Consider the following 18,396-nt stretch of genomic DNA (forward strand, 5'->3'; position numbering starts at 1 on the left):
TCCGGGAGGTGACGATGACTGCGCCGGTGTTCGGGCACGGGGGGCCGTGGACCGAGGAGGAGTACCTCGCCCTCGGCGACACTCCGGAACGGGTCGAACTCTTCGATGGGAGCCTGTTCGTGACCCCCGCCCCCACCCCACGGCACCAGCGCGTTGCCCGACTGCTCGCCAACGCTCTTGAGCCGGGCGCCGACGCAGCCGGATTGCATGTTCATGAGGCGGTCAACGTGCGCCTCAAACCCGGGCGCATGCCGATCCCGGATGTGGTGGTCACCGGGGAAATCGACTTCGACGAGCCGGTCGTTGACGCCGCCTCGGTGAAGCTGGTCTGCGAGATCATCTCTCCCGGCAACGCGGCCGCCGACCGGGTGTTGAAGATGCACTACTACGCCGAGGCGGGGATCGGCTGGTATCTGCTCGTCGAGCAGGACACGGGCGCGCTGCACCTGCACCGGCTGGAGGGCAGGCACTACGTCGAGCACTCGGTCACCAAACCCGGCGGGACGCTGCGGCTCACCGCGCCGGTGCTCGCGGAGATCAGTCCGGAAGCGTTGCTGCCGCGCCGCTGATCACCTCTCCTCGCATAGGGTCGGTTGATGACCCACTTCGACGTGGCCACCGCCGCGGTGCAGGCGGCGCTCGACGCGGGGGCGCGGTACGCCGACGCGCGCGTCATGCACCGGCGCTACGAGTCGATGAACGCGCGCAACGGCGAGATCGAGGAGCTGTCGCAGAACGAGGACGCCGGGATCGGCGTACGGGCGCTGGTCGGCTCCAGCTGGGGCTTCTACGCCGTACCCGAGCTGAGCGACGCGGCGGCCCGCGCGGCCGGCGGCCGGGCCGCGCAGATCGCGGCGGCGAGCGCGCGGGTGGCGGGCCCGACCGCGGACATGGTCCCGGTCGAGGCGGTCACCGCCAGTTGGGCGAGCCCGTGCGAGAACGATCCCCTGGCCGTCCCGCTGTCGGACAAGGGCGACCTGCTGGCGCACGCCACCAGGACCATGCGCGAGCACGGCGCCGACGTGGCCGAGGGGATCTACCAGATCTGGGACACCGCCAAGTGGTTCGTCTCCAGCGAGGGGCACCGGATCGACCAGCACGTCCGCGAGTGCGGCGGCGGGATCTCGGCGACCGTGGTCGGCGACGGCGAGACCCAGCGCCGCTCCTACCCCAGCTACCGTGGCCAGTACGGCACGCGCGGGTGGGAGCTGGTCACGGAGCTGGACCTGGCGGCGCACGCGGCGCGGATCGCCGAGGAGGCGCGGGAGCTGCTGACCGCGCCGCTCTGCCCCGCCGGCGAGAACACGCTGATCCTCGGCGGCGAGCAGCTGGCGCTGCAGATCCACGAGTCGGTGGGGCACGCGATCGAGCTGGACCGGATCCTGGGCTGGGAGGCGGCGTTCGCCGGCACCTCCTGGCTCGACCTGAACCAGCTCGGCAGCCTCCACTATGGATCTGACCTGATGAACGTCACCATCGACCCGACCATCCCCGGCGCGCTCGGCAGCTTCGGCTTCGACGACGAGGGCACGCCGGCGGCCAAGCGCGACGCGGTGCGCGAGGGACGCTGGGTGGGGGTGCTGGCCGGGCGGGAGTCGGCGGCGGTCGCGGGACTGGACTACGCGGGTAGCGTCCGGGCCGACGGCTGGGCGCGACTGCCGATGGTACGGATGACGAACGTCGGCCTGGAGCCCGGACCGCACACGCTCGACGAGATCATCGCCGAGACCGATGACGGCGTGCTGATGGACATCAACCGCTCCTGGTCCATCGACGACAAGCGGCTGAACTTCCAGTTCGGCTGCGAGATCGGCTGGGAGATCAAGAACGGGCGGCGCGGCCGGATGCTGCGCAACCCGACGTACACCGGGATCGGGCCGATCTTCTGGCGCTCCATGGACATGCTCTCCTCGGAGACGGTCGCGTGGGGGACGCCGAACTGCGGCAAGGGCCAGCCGGGCCAGGTCGGGCACACCGGGCACCCGGCGGCGCCGGCCCGGTTCCGCAACGTGCGGGTGGGGGTACGCGGATGAGTGCCGAACTGGACCTGGCCGGGCGGGTCGTGGAGCTCGCCCGGCGGCTCGGCGGGGCGGACGCGGAGGCGGAGGTTTTCGTCGAGCGGAACGAGCTGGCGCTGACCCGCTTCGCCAACTCGTTCATCCACCAGAACGTCGCGGAGGCGACCACGACCGTACGGCTGCGGCTGCACGTCGACGGGCGCACCGCGACCGGTTCGACCACCGTGCTCACCGACGACGGGCTGCGCGGGCTCGCCGAGCGCGCGCTGACCGCGGCCCGGCTCTGCCCGCCCGACCCCGCATGGCCGGGGCTCGCCCCGCCGGCGCCGCTGGCCGGGCCGGGCAACTGGGACGAGGCCACCGCGCAGGCCAGCCCGGACGAGCGGGCGGCGCGGGTCCGGGCTTTCGTCGACGCGGCGCGTGGGCTGGAGTCGGCCGGTTACTGCCGGACCCTGGCCCGGGCGGGCGGTTTCGCCAACACGGCCGGGCAGTCGGCGAGCGGCCGTGCGACGGAGGCCGCGATGGACGCGATCGCCCGCGGCGGCGGCGCGGACGGCGTCGCCCGGCTCTCCGCCGGACGGCTCGCGGAACTCGACGGAGCGCTCCTCGGGACGCGCGCCGTCAGCAAGGCGCGGGCCGGCGGCGCTCCGGTCGAGCTGCCGCCCGGCCGGTACGAGGTGGTGCTGGAACCGACGGCCGTCGCGGACCTGCTGTCCAACCTGGCGATGTACGGCTTCAACGGCAAGGCATACAACGAGCGGCGGTCGTTCGCCGAGCCGGGGGCGCAGCAGTTCGACCCGGCCATCACGCTCATCGACGACCCGCTCGGCCCGACGGATCTGGGCCTGCCCTTCGACGCCGAGGGGACCCCGAAGCGGCGGTTGACCCTGGTGGACGCCGGACTGACCGCCGCGGTGGCGCACGACCGGCGGACCGCGGCGGACGCGGGGACCGCGTCGACCGGGCACGCCCTGCCGGGCGGGTCCGCCGGCGGCGCGGTGCCGCTGAACCTGCGGTTGGCGGCGGAGCCGGGACCGGCCGGCGCGGCCACGGACGTCACCGGCCCGGCGGCGGACGCCGACGCCGCCGCGCTGGTCGCGGACGTGGAGCGGGGCCTGCTGGTGACCGACCTGTGGTACACCCGGGTGCTCGATCCGAAGAGCCTGGTGGTCACGGGGCTGACCCGCAACGGAGTGTGGCTGGTCGAGGACGGTCGGATCGTGTCGCCGGTGCAGAACCTGCGCTTCACGCAGTCCTATCCGCAGGCGCTCGCGCCGGGCGCGGTGCGGGGGGTCGGCCGGCATGCCACCACCGTGCCGGACAACTGGGGCGGCGCCTGGTGGAGCGCCCCGGCGCTGCGGCTGGCGGCCTGGAACTTCACCGGCGGCGCGTCCGGCTGAGTCCGCGTTGTTGCGGTCCGGATGAGAACGGGCGTTTCGTCGACCTCGCGGTTATCGCGACCTCGCGAAACACCGTGTCGCCCAGCGTGCCGGCGCGGGTGCGCGGTGTTTCACTGTCGGCGTGACGGACTCCCCCACCACCCCCCGCGACACGCCGCCGATCTGGGCGGGCGCCACCAGCACGACGCCGGACACCGAGAACGCCGCCGCCGAACCGGACGCCGCCGACGCGCCACCGCCCCGCCGAGGGGGACGCGGCTGGCTGATCGCGCTCGCGATCGCCGTACCGGTGGTGCTGGCGCTGCTGGTCTGCGGCGGCATCGCCGCGCTCGCCTCCGGGGTGCAGCAGATGGGCCGGGACGCGGACGAGACCCGGCACGGCCGGGAGCGCGCCTCGGCGGCCTGTCTGGACCTGGAGAAGCGGCTGAACCGGCTCGCGCCGCCCGGCGCCGCCACGGACGCCACCGAGCGGGCGGCCGCGATCCGCGCCGAGAACGCCGCGGTCCGCCCGTTCCTGGCCCGGGTCGAGCAGGTGCGTCGGGTCCCCGGCCACGACGAGGATGCCGAGCGCGACGGCCACCGGGGAGCCTGGCAGGAGAGTTGGGGCCTGCTGCTCAACGCCCGCACGGCGTACGCCGAGGCGCTGGAGCGCCAGGAGGTCGGCGGTCAGCGGGCGTTCTTCCTGGCGCCGCAGACCGGCGACGGGACGCCGGCGCTGGAGGTCCTGCAGGACGGCCCCGACTCCTGCGCCGGCGTGCTCCGGAGGCTGACCGCTCCGGACCTCTGAGGCGCCCGCCGACTCCCTGTCCGGCGTCCGCGGATCGACATATCGATTCGCGGACGCCTCTTTCGTAATCGGCCGGACACACGCGACACTCCCTTGCGCATGTGTCGAACGCCACTCGGCGTAACGTGTGCAACAAACTGCGCCCCCGGTGCGGGGCGCAGTGATCGAGTGTGCTTCTAGGCCGAACACGTCCGGGTCCGTCACAGCGATCGGGCCCTGTCAGGGAGACAGCGATGACGACTACGGCAACGAGGCCGGGGCGGGGTCCAGGACGCGCCGCCATCGGCGCGAAAACGTTGCGCAACGACCGGTGGTGGCTACCACCGCTGCTCACCTTCGCCGGGCTCACCGCGTGGGTCATCTACGCCACGGTCCGGGTCTTCATGCACAAGTGGTACTGGGTCGAGGAGTTCCACTACCTGACGCCGTTCTACTCCCCGTGCGTCACCGAGCGGTGCGTGCCGGAGGCCGCGCACATCGGACGGTTCCTGCCCGGCTGGTGGATCATCCCGGACGCCGCGCTGACCCTGCCGTTCCTGCTGCTGTTCCGATTGACCTGCTACTACTACCGCAAGGCCTACTACCGCTCGTTCTGGCTGTCGCCGCCGGCCTGCGCGGTGCCGGACGCGCACAAGGACTACTCGGGCGAGACCCGGTTCCCGCTGATCTTCCAGAACGCGCACCGCTACGCCTTCTACGCCGCCGCGATCATCTCGCTCATCAACACGTACGACGCGATCCTCGCCTTCCACAGCCCGAAGGGCTTCGGGTTCGGGCTGGGCAATCTGATCCTGCTCGGCAACGTGGTCATGCTGTGGGCGTACACCCTCTCCTGCCACTCCTGCCGGCACATCGTCGGCGGCCGCCTCAAGCACTTCTCGGAGCACCCGGTCCGCTACCGCTTCTGGACCTTCGTATCGGCGCTCAACACCCGGCACATGCAGCTGGCCTGGATCACGCTCGGCACGCTCGCCGTGACCGACTTCTACGTCATGGCGCTCTCCGCCGGCTGGTTCGGCGACCTGCGCTTCATCAACTAGAGGGCCGGAAGACTGACATGACTACCCGAATCGAACGACACCACTACGACGTGGTCGTGATCGGCGCCGGGGGCGCGGGGCTGCGCGCGGCGATCGAGGCCCGGCTCGCCGGCAAGAAGACGGCGATCATCTCGAAGTCGCTGTTCGGCAAGGCGCACACGGTGATGGCCGAGGGCGGCGCCGCCGCCGCGATGGGCAACGTCAACTCCCGCGACAACTGGATGGTCCACTTCCGCGACACCATGCGGGGCGGGAAGTTCCTCAACAACTTCCGGATGGCGGAGCTGCACGCGAAGGAGTCGCCGAGCCGGATCTGGGAGCTGGAGACGTACGGCGCGCTCTTCGACCGGACGAAGTCCGGCAAGATCTCGCAGCGCAACTTCGGCGGCCACGAGTACCCGCGGCTGGCGCACGTCGGTGACCGCACCGGCCTGGAGCTGATCCGGACGCTGCAGCAGAAGATCGTGTCGCTGCAGCAGGAGGACAAGCGGGAACACGGCGACTACGAGGCGCGGATCAAGGTCTTCTCCGAGACCACCATCACCGAGCTGCTGCTCGACGGCGACCGGGTGGCCGGGGCGTTCGGCTACTACCGGGAATCCGGGGAGTTCGTGCTCTTCTCCGCCCCCGCCGTGGTGCTGGCGACCGGCGGTGTCGGCCGCTCCTACAAGGTCACCTCCAACTCCTGGGAGTACACCGGCGACGGGCACGCGCTGGCGCTGCGGGCCGGCGCGACGCTGATCAACATGGAGTTCCTGCAGTTCCACCCGACCGGCATGGTCTGGCCGCCGTCGGTGAAGGGCATCCTGGTCACGGAGTCGGTGCGCGGCGACGGCGGAGTGTTGAAGAACTCCGAGGGCAAGCGCTTCATGTTCGACTACGTCCCCGACCTCTTCCGCAGGCAGTACGCGGAGACGGAGGAGGAGGCGGACCGCTGGTACACCGACCCCGACAACAACCGCCGCCCGCCGGAGCTGCTCCCCCGCGACGAGGTGGCCCGCGCGATCAACAGCGAGGTCAAGGCCGGCCGGGGCACCCCCGCCGGCGGCGTCCTGCTGGACATCGCGAGCCGGCTGCCCGCCGAGGAGATCCGCCGGCGCCTGCCGTCGATGTACCACCAGTTCAAGGAGCTGGCCGACGTCGACATCACGAAGGAGCCGATGGAGGTCGGGCCGACCTGCCACTACGTGATGGGCGGCGTGGAGGTCGACCCGGACACCGCGGCGGCGGCCGGGCGCGTGCAGGGGCTCTTCGCCGCCGGCGAGGTCTCGGGCGGCATGCACGGCTCCAACCGGCTCGGCGGCAACTCCCTGTCCGACCTGCTCGTCTTCGGCAAGCGGGCCGGCGAGCACGCCGCGTCGTACGTCGACGGGCTGGGCAGGCGCCCGCAGGTGGCGACGCCGGACGTCGAGGCCGCGGTGGACGCCGCGCTCGCCCCGTTGCAGCGGGATACCGGCGAGAGCCCGTACGCCCTGCAGCAGGACCTGCAGGCGGTGATGGGCGACCTGGTCGGGATCATCCGTCGCCGGGGCGAGCTGGAGGACGCGCTGGTGCGCCTCGGCGCGCTGCGCGAGCGCGTGGCGAAGGTGAGCGCGGCCGGCGGGCGGCGCTACAACCCCGGCTGGCACCTGGCGCTGGACCTGCGCAACATGCTGGTCGTGTCGGAGTGCACGGCGAAGGCCGCGCTGGAGCGCGAGGAGTCGCGCGGCGGCCACACCCGGGAGGACTTCCCGACGATGGAGCCCACGTGGCGCCGGGTGAACCTGGTCTGCTCGCTCGACGGCGACCAGGTGCGGCTGGAGCGCAAGCCGCTGCCGAAGCTGCCCCCCGAGCTGTTCCGGCTCTTCGAGCGGGCCGAGCTCGCCAAGTACCTGACCGACGAGGAGCTCGCGGAGTTCGACGCGCTCGCTGAGGAGGCGAAGTAATGGGAACGAAGCGACAGTTCAAGGTGTGGCGCGGCGACGAGAACGGCGGGGAACTGCAGGACTACCAGGTGGAGGTGAACGAGGGCGAAGTCGTCCTCGACGTGATCCACCGGATGCAGGCCACCGACGCCCCGGACCTCGCCTGCCGGTGGAACTGCAAGGCCGGCAAGTGCGGCTCCTGCTCGATGGAGATCAACGGTCTGCCCCGGCTGGCCTGCATGACCCGGATGTCGACGTTCGAGGAGACCGAGACGGTCACGGTCACGCCGCTACGGACCTTCCCCGTCATCCGGGACCTCGTCACCGACGTCTCCTTTAACTACACCAAGGCCCGGGAGACCCCGGCGTTCGCGCCGCCGGCCGGCGTGGCGCCCGGCGAGTACCGGATGCAGCAGGTGGACGTCGAGCGGTCGCAGGAGTTCCGCAAGTGCATCGAGTGCTTCCTGTGCCAGAACACCTGCCACGTGATCCGTGATCACGAGGACAACAAGAAGGCGTTCGCCGGCCCGCGGTACTTCATCCGGGCCGCCGAGCTGGACATGCACCCCCTGGACGCCCGGACCGACCGCCGGGAGTACGCGCAGGAGGCGCAGGGGCTCGGCTACTGCAACATCACCAAGTGCTGCACCGAGGTCTGCCCCGAGCACATCAAAATCACTGACAACGCGATCATCCCCATGAAGGAACGCGTCGTGGACCGGCGCTACGATCCTCTCGTGTGGCTTGGTAGCAAGATCTTCCGACGGGAAAAGGGCGAGGCGCCCCGCGGCAGCGCGGCGATCACCGCCACGAACACGGGTGCGGGCCCCCAACTGCCGACGGTGACTCCGGTCCCGCCGGCCGGGGAGCGCAGCCCGGAGGCGGACGCGGAGCGCGCGGTCAACTGGCACCGGGCCGTCCCGGCGCCGGTCGCGCCGCCGGTCGGCGACAACGGCATGCTCGCGGTCAGCGAGTTCGCCTTCGACCGTCCGGCCGCGCCGTCGCCGTTCGGCGACGACGTGCGCTTCCCGATGCCGCCCAACCAGCTCAACTACAGCCACCCCGACCAGCCGCTCTGACGGCCGGACGTGCCAGGGGCCGTCGGCGGACGCCGACGGCCCCATCGGCGTTCCATCGCGGCCCCGGCCGGCGGCGCGTCGGGCGCTGCCGTCACCCCGACGCCGCGCCGGCGGCCAGCAGCGGGCGCACCGCCTCGACGATCGGCCGGTCCGCGGGCAGCCACGTCACCCGATCGAGTTCATCTGCGGCGAGCCAGCGCAGCTCGGCGTGTTCCAGTGGGCGCGGCTCGTCCGGCCCCACGAGGCGCGCCCGGTAGACCCGCAGCAGCCCGCGCCCGTACGGCAGCGGCACCTCGGGACCGACCCGCGCACCCACGTCCACCTGCACGCCCAACTCTTCGGCGCACTCCCGGACCAGCGCCGCCACCTCGGTCTCCCCCGGCTCGACCTTGCCGCCGGGGAACTCCCACATTCCGGCCACCTCCGGCGGATTCGCCCGCGCGCAGCCGAGGACGCGATCGGTTGCGAGGATCGCGGCACCGACGATGATCCTTGGGTACGGCCGTTCGGTCTGCACGGCGCTCCAGCGTGCCAGATCAATCAGGAAATCGGGTGCAGCCACCGACCTGTAGGGCAGCAGAACCCGGAAGGGTGGACGTCGACACACCAACCGCTCAGCGGGGAGACTAAGGTCACCGACGAGGACACGGGATGGCGACGATTTGGCCACAAGCCGGCAACGACGCCTGAGAGGTGTGGCTATGCGTGCTCTATGGGCTGGGCGGAGCAGTCGGGATTACCTCAGCGACGCCCTGACGGTGTTGACGGGCTGGACGCGCGACGGGCGTCAGCTCAAGCGCACCCTGATTCTCGACGAAGCGCAGCACGCCGCGCTCACCGAACGGATCAAGGTGGTCGCGGACGCCCTGCACCTGCGGCCGGAGATCCGGCGTCTGGACGGCAACACCCAGATCCGGCTCGGCTCGTCGGACAACGACGCCATTACCGAAAGTGACGTTACCCTGGCGGCGCGGATCGAGGACGCGTACCGGACGGTAACCAGCGACGACTAGCCCTTGCCCGCCGTGGCTACCCTCGCAGCCATGGCAAACGTGATCTTCGACCGCCGGGAGCAGCTCCAGCAGATCCAGAGCGGCCTGCTCGACGGGGAACAGGTGATCGCGGTCTACGACGCGATCGGCGCCGGCACCGGCTTCATCGGATTGACCAACCGGCGCGTGATCATCCAGGACAAGTCGTTCGTCGGCAAGAAGGTCGCGATCACGAGCATCCCGTACTCGAAGATCACCAGCGTCAGCGTGGTGAGCAACAAGTCCTGGGGCGGTTCGTTCTTCTCCACCGGCGCGATCGCCATCCACGTCGGGACGCACAGCTACGAGATCGAGTTCCGGGGCGACCAGAAGAGCCACCACGTGCACAACGTGATCCTGCACTACATCTCGTGACGCCCCGGGCCCGGCACCTCCTCGAGCCACTCGAGCAGGTCGCCGGGCCGACACTCGAGCACCCGGCACATGGCTTCCAGCGTGCTGAAGCGGACGGCCTTGGCGCGACCGTTCTTCAACACTGCGACGTTCGCCGGCGTGAGCCCGACACGCTCAGCGAATTCAGCTCCCGTTGCGCGATACGTGCCACGAGGAGGATCACCCGCTCTGGGCCAGCAGGCGCACGTCAACCGTGACCGGCACCCGCTCCCCACGTGTGTAGCCGTGGCTGGACGCTCTACCGGCAATACGCCCATCGGGCGACTCGCGGCGTCTGGGCGTAGGTGACGGTCGGCGACCTGCAGGGGTTGACCGAAATCTTTAGGGCCCCGAGCAACCCCGTTGGCAGTGCCGTCCGTCCCTTGGACGTGACGCGGTTAGGGGGTCCCGGTCGATGAAGCGGGCTGCTGAGGACGAATATCGACAGTTTGTCGCTGCTCGGATGGATTCGCTGCGTCGCACGGCGTACCTGCTGTGCCGGGATTGGCATACGGCTGACGATTTGGTCTCCATCACGCTTGGCAAACTCTACAGAAATTGGCGACGGGTACGCGATGCGGAGAACGTCGAGGCCTACGTCCGCGGGGTGCTGACACACGCATGGCTGGACGAGCTACGCCGCCCGTGGCGACGGGAGCGCAGCGTGGATCAACTGCCCGACCATGTGGAACCGCAGGTCGCCGAGGCCTCGGCGGTCGACCGGGATCTGCTGTTACACCTGCTCGGGCAGCTTCCGCCTCGGCGGAAAGCGGTCGTTGTGCTCCGCTACTACTGCGACCTGTCAGTGGAGCAGACCGCCGACATTTTGGGCATCACCACCGGGGCGGTAAAGAGCCAGGCTGCGCGGGCACTGGAAGCGCTGCGCCTAATTGTCGCCGACGAGATTGCGTTGACTGCAGGAAGGGAAAAGGCGTGACATACCGGCAGATCTTTGACGACGCCATTGGTGAACCTCCGCCGACCTCCATCGAGATTAATCATGTGGTGGCACGCGAAGGCCGACGGGCCCGTATGCGACGCACCGGTGCAGCCGGAACCGCAGCCGTAGTCGTCCTCGCGGCCGCGTTCAGCATGGACGCACTAAGGGATCGCACCCCTCCCACGACTGCGTCGCCGACGACTCCGGCCGCTTCGGCGAGCCAGTCCTCCGACGTCGAGGCCGATCCGCAGCGGATCAGGAACGCGATGCTCGCCGCCATTGATCGGAACGCTCCGGGATTGGGCTGGGTACCAGGTGCGAGCACGGATCCAGGCACCTGGAATGGCACGATCACCACGAAGCCGGAATGGCACCTGAGCCAATTTGCGGACCAGTCGGGTTCCGGCTGGATTGGCTGGGGCGTGGCCGCCCGCGATGGCGTCCGGGCTTATTTCTCCATCAACATCGGCACACTGGATCAGCCGGCCGTACCATTGACGTGCAGCGTTCATAGCCGAGACTGCGCGACTTCGAAGGGACCGAACGGCGAGCAGGTCATTTCCGTTGATCTCGACGCCTGGAAGGCCGTAACCCCCGGACCCGACCAGCCGCGAGCCGATCGACTGGTGCAGATCGTCCGGCCGGACGGCAGCCAGGTGTGGTTGAAGGCAGCGAGCGCCACGGACGACTTCCTGCTGACCACGGAGCAGATGACCGCGATCGCTCTTGATCCGGCGTTGTCCCTGCACTGACAACATGGCCATCGGTCCGCCTGTGCCGCCCGCCCGGTAAGTGAAGCAGAGCGGGCGGCGCAGGCAACCTCGACCAGGGCGGCCGGCACTCATTACCGCCACGTAACGGACATGGCGAGGATGCTTCGGGTCACGGCGTCGGGGTCCACCAGTTGATGCAGGTGCAGGCCAGCGTTCTCCGCCACGGTCCACCCGCGTTGCGCCGCGTCCCTTGCCATCGCATCGTACGGCGGACCAAACAGCAGATAACCGCATGGCCGGCTGTCCCAGCCGGCCGGCACCGGCACCAGTTCCTCGTAGTAGCTCAGCGGCAGGCGAGGCTGCTCAGCTGACACCACCGTGCGCACCTCGGCGTTCGGGAACATGGGCGCGATGTCCGCGTCGTCCCACCACGCCGTCCACTGCGGTAGCCGTCCGCCGGTCACCTTCGGGCGCAGAAACTCCAGGAACTCGGGCGTTGCCACCGGCGTGGAACCCGACGGTGACGGCAACGCCGCATCGACGAAGATGCACCCGGCGACCCGACGCGGTGCCGACACGACAATGACCGGAACAAACAGGCCGGCGTTGCTGTGCGCGACGATCACGACCGGCCGATCAGCGGGTAGCTCGTCGATCGCGTCCCGGGTGATCTCGGATACCTTCTCCCAGTACGGTGGTCCGGCGTCCGCGACGGCCAGGAGCGTCGGCACGATCGTTACCGCGCCGGCGTCATCGAGCCGGCTCTTTATCGGTGCCCACGTCAGGGGTCCGACCGATGGACTGTGCACGAGAACAAAGGCAGGATCCATCGGATCACTGTGCTGCAGCCGCATCGACGGCGTCCACTCTGTTGCCAGCCGCGGCCGTCTGACCTGGGATGACGGGCGTCTTTCAGACGTTGAAGCGGAACTCCACCACGTCGCCGTCCTGCATGACGTACTCCTTGCCCTCGATCCGCACCTTGCCCGCCGCCTTCGCGGCGGCCATCGATCCGGCCGCGACCAGGTCGTCGAAGGAGACCACCTCGGCCTTGATGAAGCCGCGCTGGAAGTCGGAGTGGATGACCCCGGCGGCCTCGGGCGCGGTGGCGCCGATCGGGACGGTCCAGGCCCGCGTCTCCTTCGGCCCGGCCGTCAGATACGTCTGCAGCCCCAGCGTGCGGAACCCGACCCGGATGAGCTGGTTGAGCCCCGGCTCGGACTGGCCGATCGACTCCAGCAGCTCGCGGGCCTCGTCGGCGGGCAGGTCGATCAGCTCGGACTCGACCTTGGCGTCCATGAAAACCGCCTCGGCGGGCGCGACCAGCGCGCGCAGCTCGTCGAGCAGCTCAGAGTTGCCCAGCTCGCCCTCGTCGACGTTGAAGACGTACAGGAAGGGCTTCGTGGTGAGCAGGTGCAGCTCGCGCAGGTCGGCGAGGTCGATGCCGGCGCCCGCCGCACCCGCGTACAGCGTGGTGCCGCCGTTGAGCAGCTCGGCGGCGTTCTTCGCCGCGGCCAGTACGGGCGCGCGGTCCTTTTTGAGCTTGGCTTCCTTCTCCAGCCGCGGCAGCGCCTTCTCGATGGTCTGCAGATCGGCGAGGATCAGCTCAGTGTTGATCGTCTCGATGTCGTCGGAGGGCGAGACCTTGCCCTCGACGTGCACGACGTTGGGGTCGGAGAAGACGCGGACGACCTGGCAGATCGCCGAGGCGTCGCGGATGTTGGCGAGGAACGCGTTGCCCCGCCCCTGCCCCTTGGAGGCGCCCCTCACGAGGCCGGCGATGTCGACGAACGACACCGGCGCCGGGATGATCTTCTGCGATTCGAAGATCTCGGCGAGCTTGTCGAGCCGCGGGTCCGGCAGGCCGACGACCCCGACGTTGGGCTCGATGGTGGCGAACGGATAGTTCGCCGCGAGCACGTTGTTCTTGGTCAGGGCGTTGAAGAGCGTGCTCTTGCCGACGTTGGGCAGGCCGACGATGCCGATGGTGAGACTCACGGGCGGCCAGTCTACGCGGCGTCGGCCGCCGGCCCGGCGTCGCGCTCGTCGGGTGCGGTCTCCACGGCTGCCAGCAGGTCCCGCAGCAGGTCACCGAGGCGGGCCCGGTCCGCTTCGGGCAGCCGGTCCAGCGCCCGGCGCTGCACCTCCAGACCGGCCCCGACGGCCTCCTCGATCACCCGCTTGCCGGACTCGGTCAGTGTGATCTGCAGGGCACGCCGGTCGGCCGGGTCGGGCGAGCGCGTGACCAGCCCGGCGCGCTCCAGCTTGTCGAGCCGTCCGGTCATTCCACCGGAGGTGAGCATCAGCGTGGCGGTCATCGCCTTCGGCGACAGCGTGTACGGGATGCCGGCGCGGCGCAGCGCGGCGAGCACGTCGAACTCGCCACGCGTGATCCCCCAGCGTGCGTACACCTTCTCCTGGGCGTCTCCGACGATCCGCGCCAGCCGGTAGATCCGGCCGAACACCGCCATCGGCTCCGGCCGCAGGTCGGGGCGTTCGCGCCGCCACTGCTCGACGATCCGGTCCACCGCGTCGCTGGTCATGCCCCACATCCTGCCTTACCCGAGAGCATCTTCCAGCTAATTACCTTAGTGCTAAGCTACTTATCACTAAGGAGGTTTGATGATGTCGCACCGCACCGCCGCCGACGTGGCGTTGACCGCCGCGGCCCCACTGGCCTGGGGCACCACGTACCTCGTGACCACGGAGCTGCTTCCCCCCGAACGGCCGCTGCTCGCGGCCACTGCCCGCGCGCTCCCCGCCGGCCTGCTGCTGCTCGCGGTGACCCGGCGACTGCCGACCGGGCGCTGGTGGGCCCGCGCCGCCGTGCTCGGCGTGCTCAACATCGGCGCGTTCTTCCCGCTGCTCTTCCTCGCGGCCTACCGGCTCCCCGGCGGGGTCGCCGCCGTGCTCGGCGCGACCCAGCCGCTGCTGGTCGCCGGGCTCGCCGCCGTGGCGCTCGCCGAACGCCTGCAACCGGCCCGGCTCCTCGCCGCGCTGGCCGCGGCCGGCGGCGTGGCGCTGGTGGTGATCCGCCCCGGCGCCGCGCTCGACACGCTCGGCGTCGCGGCCGGACTCGGCGGGGCCGCGGTGATGGCCGCCGGCCTGGTCCTGACCCGGCGCTGGGGGCGGCCCGACGGCGTCGGCGTGCTGACCCTCACCGGCTGGCAGTTGACCGCCGGTGGACTGCTGCTCGCGCCGCTGACGCTCGCCGTCGAGGGCGCGCCGCCGGCGCTCGACGGGTCGGCGGCGGTCGGGTACGCCTGGTTGACCCTGGCCGGCACGGCGGTGGCGTACGCGCTGTGGTTCCGGGGGGCGCAGCGTTTGCCCGCCATGCAGGTGTCGCTGCTCGGCGTGCTCAGCCCGCTGACCGCCGCGATCCTGGGCTGGGTCGCGCTCGACCAGACCCTGACGGCGTCGCAGGCCGTCGGCTTCGCCGTCGCGCTGGCCGCGACCGCGGCCGGGCAGCTCCCGGCCCGCGGCGAACGCCCCCGACCGTCGGCCCACAGGCCGGACCCGCGCCCCGTGTTGATCGCGGATTGACCCCGACCGGCCCCTGTCCACGCGCGCGGCTCACGCCGCCGCCCCGCGCACGGCGGCGCGCGCCGCGACCCATCCGGTGACCCGGGACAGCAGCTGCGGGTCGACGGGACCGCGCAGCTCGGTGCGGTACTTGCGCAGCAGCGGCTCGCCGGGCTGCCGGCGCAGCGTGTGGGTCAGGTCGGCGGGGCGGTCGATCTCGACCGGCCCCGGCACCAGCGCGGCGATCGCGTCCAGGTCGTCGGGATCGACCTGCAGGTCCTTGCCGCCGGTGACCGCGAGCACCGGCACGCGGATCGCGGCGAGGTCGGCCGCCGGGTCGTAGTCCAGGAACTCACGGAACCAGCGGGCGTTGACGCGTACGCCGCCGAGGCGCGCGACGTCCGTGGTGGTGGCCCGCAGCTTGTCGTGGTTCTTCGCCACCTTCGCCACGAAGTCGGTACGGGTGAGCCGCAGCAGGGCCCGGACCGGCGCCGGCAGGCCGGGCAGCAGCCGCATGGCCTGCCAGCGCAGCGTCTCCGCCCCGGTGCGAGCGGCCCCGCAGAGCAGCACCACGCCGGCGACCGGCGGCGCGCCCGAACCGGCGACCGCGGTCGCGATCAGCGCTCCCTCGCTGTGTCCGGCGAGGAAAACCCGGGCGGCGTCGATCTCGGGCCGGGCGGCGAGCGCGGCGAGCGCCGCCCGCGCGTCGGCGATGTTGTCGGTGAACCCGGCGGCCAGGAACGAGCCGGTGCTCTCCCCCACGCCCCGCTTGTCGTACCGCAACGACGCCACGCCCACCTCGGCCAGCGCCGCCGCGAGCTCGCGGGAGACCCCGAACGCGCCCTTGCGGTGGTCGGAGTCCCGGTTGAGCGGGCCGGAGCCGGAGATCAGCAGGACCGCCGGGTACGGCCCGGAGCCGGCCGGCAGCGTGAGGGTGCCGGCCAGGGTCTGGTCGGCGGCGGTGAAGCGGAGGGCGATGTCGCGCACGGCGTCTCCCGGTCGTGTGGCGCGGAGTTGGAGCGTGCCGGTCAGGCGTCGAGCGTCCGGACGATGGCCTGCGGGTCGTCGACGCCGAGCAGCAGGGAGTCGTACTGGTGGCCGGCGAGGCGGATGCGCACGGCCGACTGCCCCTTGCGGACGTCCACGAACTCCTTGCCGTGCAGGCTGTGCCAGGTGCCGAGCTTGCGGTGGCCGGGCACGCCGAGCCCGATTCGCAACCCCGCGGTGGCGGCGAGCGCGTCCTCGACGACCTCCACCGACGACACGGCGGTACGCGGAACGCGCAGGTTTCCCCGGAGGGTGGCGGCCTTCTCCGCAGCGTGCAGTCGGACCTCGATCGCGTCGGCCGTGATCGTCACCGTGCTCATGACTGGTTCCCCCTGTCTCGTTGTTCGGGACTATTGTTATCGCCTTTGATAACGATGTCAAATATGAGAACATTGGCGGCATGGCGAGCGCGGATCTTCTGCTGCACCCGGTGCGGTTGCGGATCGTCCAGGTGTTCCTCGGCGACCGGGCGCTGACCACCGCCGAGCTCCGGGACGAGTTGCCCGACGTGCCACCGGCGACGCTCTACCGGCACGTGGGGACGCTGGCCGACGGTGAGGTGCTGGAGGTGGTCGCCGAGCGCCGGGTGCGCGGCGCGGTCGAGCGCACGTACCGGCTGCGCTCCGGAAACACGGTCGTCAGGGGGGCCGACGCGGCCGCGATGAGCGTCGAGGAGCACCGCCGGGCGTTCATGACGTTCGTCGCCGCGCTGCTGGGCGACTACGACCGCTACCTCGCCCGACAGGACGTGGATCTGGAGCGCGACCTGGTGGGCTACCGGCAGGCCGCGATGTACCTGACCGACGACGAGCTGCGGGACCTGATCGGCGACCTGGCCGCCGTCTTCGCGCCGCGGCTCGCGCACGAGCCCGCCGAGGGACGGACCCGCCGGCTGCTCTCCACCATCCTGATGCCCGGCGAATGACCTCGTTAGGGCCGCGTCCGATTCCCGCCAGTCAATCCGGCGGGCGGCGGGGCAGGATCGACGGCGTGGAACTCGACTTCGAGCGGTGCTACCGCGCCGTCGACAGCCGTGACCAGCGCTTCGACGGCTGGTTCTACACGGGTGTCACCTCGACCGGCATCTACTGCCGGCCGTCCTGCCCGGCCACCACGCCGAAGCCCGGCAACGTGCGGTTCTACCCGTCCGCCGCGGCCGCGCAGCGCGCCGGCTTCCGCGCCTGCCGCCGCTGTCGACCGGACGCCTCCCCCGGCTCGCCGCAGTGGGACGAGCGCGGCGACCTCGCCGGCCGGGCGATGCGACTGATCGCCGACGGCGTCGTCGACCGCGAGGGCGTGCCCGGTCTGGCCGGCCGCCTCGGCTACACGGAACGGCACCTGCACCGCATCCTCACTGCGCAACTCGGCGCCGGGCCGCTCGCGCTGGCCCGCGCGCAGCGGGCCCAGACCGCCCGCACCCTGATCGAGACGACCGGGCTCGGGCTCGCCGAGCTCGCGTTCGCGGCCGGCTTCGGCAGCGTCCGGCAGTTCAACGACACGATCCGCGAGGTGTACGGCGTCGCCCCGTCGCAGCTGCGCGACTCGGTACGCCGGCGCCGCGGCCCCGATCCCACCGGCGGCGGCACCATCAGCCTCCGGCTGGCGTACCGGCCGCCGCTGCACGCCGCGGCGCTGCTGGAGTTTCTCGCGCTGCGCGCCGTGCCCGGCGTCGAGGAGGTCTCCGACGGCACGTACCGGCGCGGCCTCCTGCTCCCGCACGGCCCCGCAACAGTCGCGCTGACGCCGCTGGCGGGCCACGTCGCCGCGACCCTGCGACTGGCCGACGTCCGCGACCTGGCGCCGGCCGTGGCGCGCTGCCGCCGGCTGTTCGACCTGGACGCGGACCCGGAGGCCGTCGACGCGACGCTCGGCGCGGACCCCGCGCTCGCCGCCGCGGTCGCCCGCGATCCCGGCGTACGCGTGCCGCGCGCGGTCGACGGCTTCGAGATGGCGGTCCGGGCGATCGTCGGCCAGCAGATCTCGGTGACCGCCGCCCGCACCACCCTCTCCCGCCTGGCCACCGCAGCCGCGCCCACCGTCTCCGCGCCCCTCTCGGTTGATCAAGGGATCGGCAGCGGTTCGCCCGTGCATCCGCGCCGCCCGCCCCTTGATCAACCCGGCGGGGAGGGCGGATTGGGGGCGTTTCCGGGGGCGGCGGAGCTGCTGGCGTTGCCGGGCGAGGCGTTCGGGATGCCGGGGGCGCGGCGGGAGACGTTGCGGGCGCTGGCGCGGGCCGTCGCCGACGGCGGCCTCGACCTCGATCCGGGCGCCGACCCCGACGAGGTCACCCGGGCCCTGACGGCGCTGCCGGGGATCGGACCGTGGACCGCCGCGTACGTGGTGATGCGCGCGCTCGGCGACCCGGACGTCCTCCTCGGCACCGATCTGGCGGTACGCCGCGGCGCCCGGGCACTCGGCCTGCCCCATGACGCGACATCCCTCGAGGCGCACGCGGCGCGCTGGCGCCCCTGGCGCTCGTACGCCGTTGTCCGCCTGTGGTCCGCGAGCGCGAGGAGTGAGCG

At 71.5% G+C, this 18,396-nt stretch carries 19 protein-coding genes and 3 pseudogenes; 15 read left to right on the forward strand and 7 right to left on the reverse strand.

The genetic code is table 11. The features are described 5' to 3' along the window. The first annotated feature begins 14 nt into the window (after positions 1 to 14). From BLW47_RS01475 to BLW47_RS25975, 8 genes and pseudogenes are all read left to right on the forward strand, one after another. Positions 15 to 569 (forward strand): Uma2 family endonuclease, encoded by a 555-nt coding sequence (locus tag BLW47_RS01475; protein WP_091552342.1) that lies wholly within the window; start codon positions 15 to 17, stop codon positions 567 to 569. 27 nt (positions 570 to 596) lie between these two features. Next, positions 597 to 2,033, forward strand: coding sequence for a TldD/PmbA family protein (locus BLW47_RS01480; protein WP_091550409.1), 1,437 nt, complete (start codon positions 597 to 599; stop codon positions 2,031 to 2,033). Continuing rightward, positions 2,030 to 3,418: a TldD/PmbA family protein gene (locus tag BLW47_RS01485; RefSeq protein WP_091550412.1), complete on the forward strand. Its 1,389-nt coding sequence runs from the start codon at positions 2,030 to 2,032 to the stop codon at positions 3,416 to 3,418. The genes BLW47_RS01480 and BLW47_RS01485 overlap by 4 nt, the downstream gene beginning before the upstream one ends. Before the next feature lie 121 nt (positions 3,419 to 3,539). After that, positions 3,540 to 4,205 carry a hypothetical protein gene (locus tag BLW47_RS01490; protein WP_091550414.1) on the forward strand — a complete coding sequence of 222 codons (666 nt, stop codon included), beginning with the start codon at positions 3,540 to 3,542 and terminating at the stop codon, positions 4,203 to 4,205. A gap of 233 nt (positions 4,206 to 4,438) precedes the next feature. Next, positions 4,439 to 5,245, forward strand: a complete 807-nt coding sequence (locus tag BLW47_RS01495; RefSeq protein ID WP_091550417.1) for a hypothetical protein — start codon at positions 4,439 to 4,441, stop codon at positions 5,243 to 5,245. 17 nt (positions 5,246 to 5,262) lie between these two features. Beyond that, positions 5,263 to 7,170, forward strand: a complete 1,908-nt coding sequence (locus BLW47_RS01500) for a fumarate reductase/succinate dehydrogenase flavoprotein subunit (RefSeq protein ID WP_091550419.1) — start codon at positions 5,263 to 5,265, stop codon at positions 7,168 to 7,170. Next, positions 7,170 to 7,926: pseudogene (locus tag BLW47_RS01505) on the forward strand (succinate dehydrogenase/fumarate reductase iron-sulfur subunit); the annotation flags it as partial. The gene BLW47_RS01500 and the pseudogene BLW47_RS01505, both read left to right, overlap by 1 nt. A gap of 98 nt (positions 7,927 to 8,024) precedes the next feature. Next, positions 8,025 to 8,228, forward strand: a pseudogene (locus BLW47_RS25975) (succinate dehydrogenase/fumarate reductase iron-sulfur subunit); the annotation flags it as partial. 91 nt (positions 8,229 to 8,319) lie between these two features. Here BLW47_RS25975 and BLW47_RS01510 read toward each other — a convergent pair. Beyond that, positions 8,320 to 8,763, reverse strand: a complete 444-nt coding sequence (locus tag BLW47_RS01510) for a (deoxy)nucleoside triphosphate pyrophosphohydrolase (protein ID WP_425435333.1) — start codon at positions 8,761 to 8,763, stop codon at positions 8,320 to 8,322. A gap of 166 nt (positions 8,764 to 8,929) precedes the next feature. Between BLW47_RS01510 and BLW47_RS01515 the strand changes: the two genes are divergently transcribed. Together BLW47_RS01515 and BLW47_RS01520 are read left to right on the forward strand one after the other, a co-directional pair. Continuing rightward, positions 8,930 to 9,241 (forward strand): 4a-hydroxytetrahydrobiopterin dehydratase, encoded by a 312-nt coding sequence (locus tag BLW47_RS01515; protein ID WP_091550424.1) that lies wholly within the window; start codon positions 8,930 to 8,932, stop codon positions 9,239 to 9,241. A 30-nt stretch (positions 9,242 to 9,271) separates the two neighbouring features. After that, on the forward strand, positions 9,272 to 9,634 hold the full coding sequence (locus tag BLW47_RS01520; RefSeq protein ID WP_091550426.1) for a PH domain-containing protein: 363 nt from the start codon (positions 9,272 to 9,274) through the stop codon (positions 9,632 to 9,634). Here BLW47_RS01520 and BLW47_RS25980 read toward each other — a convergent pair. Then, the gene (locus BLW47_RS25980) at positions 9,622 to 9,930 is read right to left on the reverse strand and encodes a helix-turn-helix domain-containing protein (RefSeq protein WP_425435304.1); all 309 of its coding nucleotides are present in this window, start codon (positions 9,928 to 9,930) and stop codon (positions 9,622 to 9,624) included. The two genes, BLW47_RS01520 and BLW47_RS25980, sit on opposite strands and share 13 nt — an antisense overlap. Before the next feature lie 137 nt (positions 9,931 to 10,067). On the opposite strand from BLW47_RS25980, the gene BLW47_RS01530 reads away from it, so the two are divergent. Next, positions 10,068 to 10,589 (forward strand): SigE family RNA polymerase sigma factor, encoded by a 522-nt coding sequence (locus tag BLW47_RS01530; RefSeq protein ID WP_091550428.1) that lies wholly within the window; start codon positions 10,068 to 10,070, stop codon positions 10,587 to 10,589. After that, on the forward strand, positions 10,586 to 11,344 hold the full coding sequence (locus tag BLW47_RS24565) for a hypothetical protein (protein ID WP_139307132.1): 759 nt from the start codon (positions 10,586 to 10,588) through the stop codon (positions 11,342 to 11,344). The genes BLW47_RS01530 and BLW47_RS24565 overlap by 4 nt, the downstream gene beginning before the upstream one ends. A gap of 92 nt (positions 11,345 to 11,436) precedes the next feature. Here the strand turns inward: BLW47_RS24565 and BLW47_RS01535 are convergent, their stop codons facing one another. Genes BLW47_RS01535 through BLW47_RS01545 form a run of 3 tightly spaced genes read right to left on the reverse strand, consistent with a single transcriptional unit; the run spans position 11,437 to position 13,848 of the window. Beyond that, a complete protein-coding gene (locus BLW47_RS01535; protein WP_245736266.1) occupies positions 11,437 to 12,159 on the reverse strand; it encodes an alpha/beta hydrolase in 723 nt (240 codons plus the stop codon). A 58-nt stretch (positions 12,160 to 12,217) separates the two neighbouring features. Further along, the gene (gene ychF, locus BLW47_RS01540) at positions 12,218 to 13,303 is read right to left on the reverse strand and encodes a redox-regulated ATPase YchF (protein ID WP_091550433.1); all 1,086 of its coding nucleotides are present in this window, start codon (positions 13,301 to 13,303) and stop codon (positions 12,218 to 12,220) included. 11 nt (positions 13,304 to 13,314) lie between these two features. Beyond that, positions 13,315 to 13,848, reverse strand: a complete 534-nt coding sequence (locus BLW47_RS01545) for a MarR family winged helix-turn-helix transcriptional regulator (protein ID WP_091550436.1) — start codon at positions 13,846 to 13,848, stop codon at positions 13,315 to 13,317. A 79-nt stretch (positions 13,849 to 13,927) separates the two neighbouring features. Here BLW47_RS01545 and BLW47_RS01550 point away from each other — a divergent pair, with 79 nt between their 5' ends. Further along, positions 13,928 to 14,848 (forward strand): EamA family transporter, encoded by a 921-nt coding sequence (locus BLW47_RS01550; protein WP_091550438.1) that lies wholly within the window; start codon positions 13,928 to 13,930, stop codon positions 14,846 to 14,848. 30 nt (positions 14,849 to 14,878) lie between these two features. On the opposite strand, the gene BLW47_RS01555 is transcribed toward BLW47_RS01550, so the two are convergent. Together BLW47_RS01555 and BLW47_RS01560 are read right to left on the reverse strand one after the other, a co-directional pair. Further along, on the reverse strand, positions 14,879 to 15,814 hold the full coding sequence (locus BLW47_RS01555) for an alpha/beta hydrolase family protein (RefSeq protein ID WP_091550441.1): 936 nt from the start codon (positions 15,812 to 15,814) through the stop codon (positions 14,879 to 14,881). A gap of 41 nt (positions 15,815 to 15,855) precedes the next feature. Then, positions 15,856 to 16,194 carry a hypothetical protein gene (locus tag BLW47_RS01560; RefSeq protein ID WP_091550444.1) on the reverse strand — a complete coding sequence of 113 codons (339 nt, stop codon included), beginning with the start codon at positions 16,192 to 16,194 and terminating at the stop codon, positions 15,856 to 15,858. 80 nt (positions 16,195 to 16,274) lie between these two features. On the opposite strand from BLW47_RS01560, the gene BLW47_RS01565 reads away from it, so the two are divergent. Then, positions 16,275 to 16,799 (forward strand): helix-turn-helix domain-containing protein, encoded by a 525-nt coding sequence (locus tag BLW47_RS01565; protein WP_091550446.1) that lies wholly within the window; start codon positions 16,275 to 16,277, stop codon positions 16,797 to 16,799. A 65-nt stretch (positions 16,800 to 16,864) separates the two neighbouring features. After that, positions 16,865 to 18,382, forward strand: a pseudogene (locus BLW47_RS01570) (DNA-3-methyladenine glycosylase 2 family protein); the annotation flags it as partial. Between the last annotated feature and the right edge of the window lie 14 nt (positions 18,383 to 18,396).

This window comes from Micromonospora pattaloongensis (assembly GCF_900107255.1).
Taxonomy (GTDB): domain Bacteria; phylum Actinomycetota; class Actinomycetes; order Mycobacteriales; family Micromonosporaceae; genus Micromonospora_I; species Micromonospora_I pattaloongensis.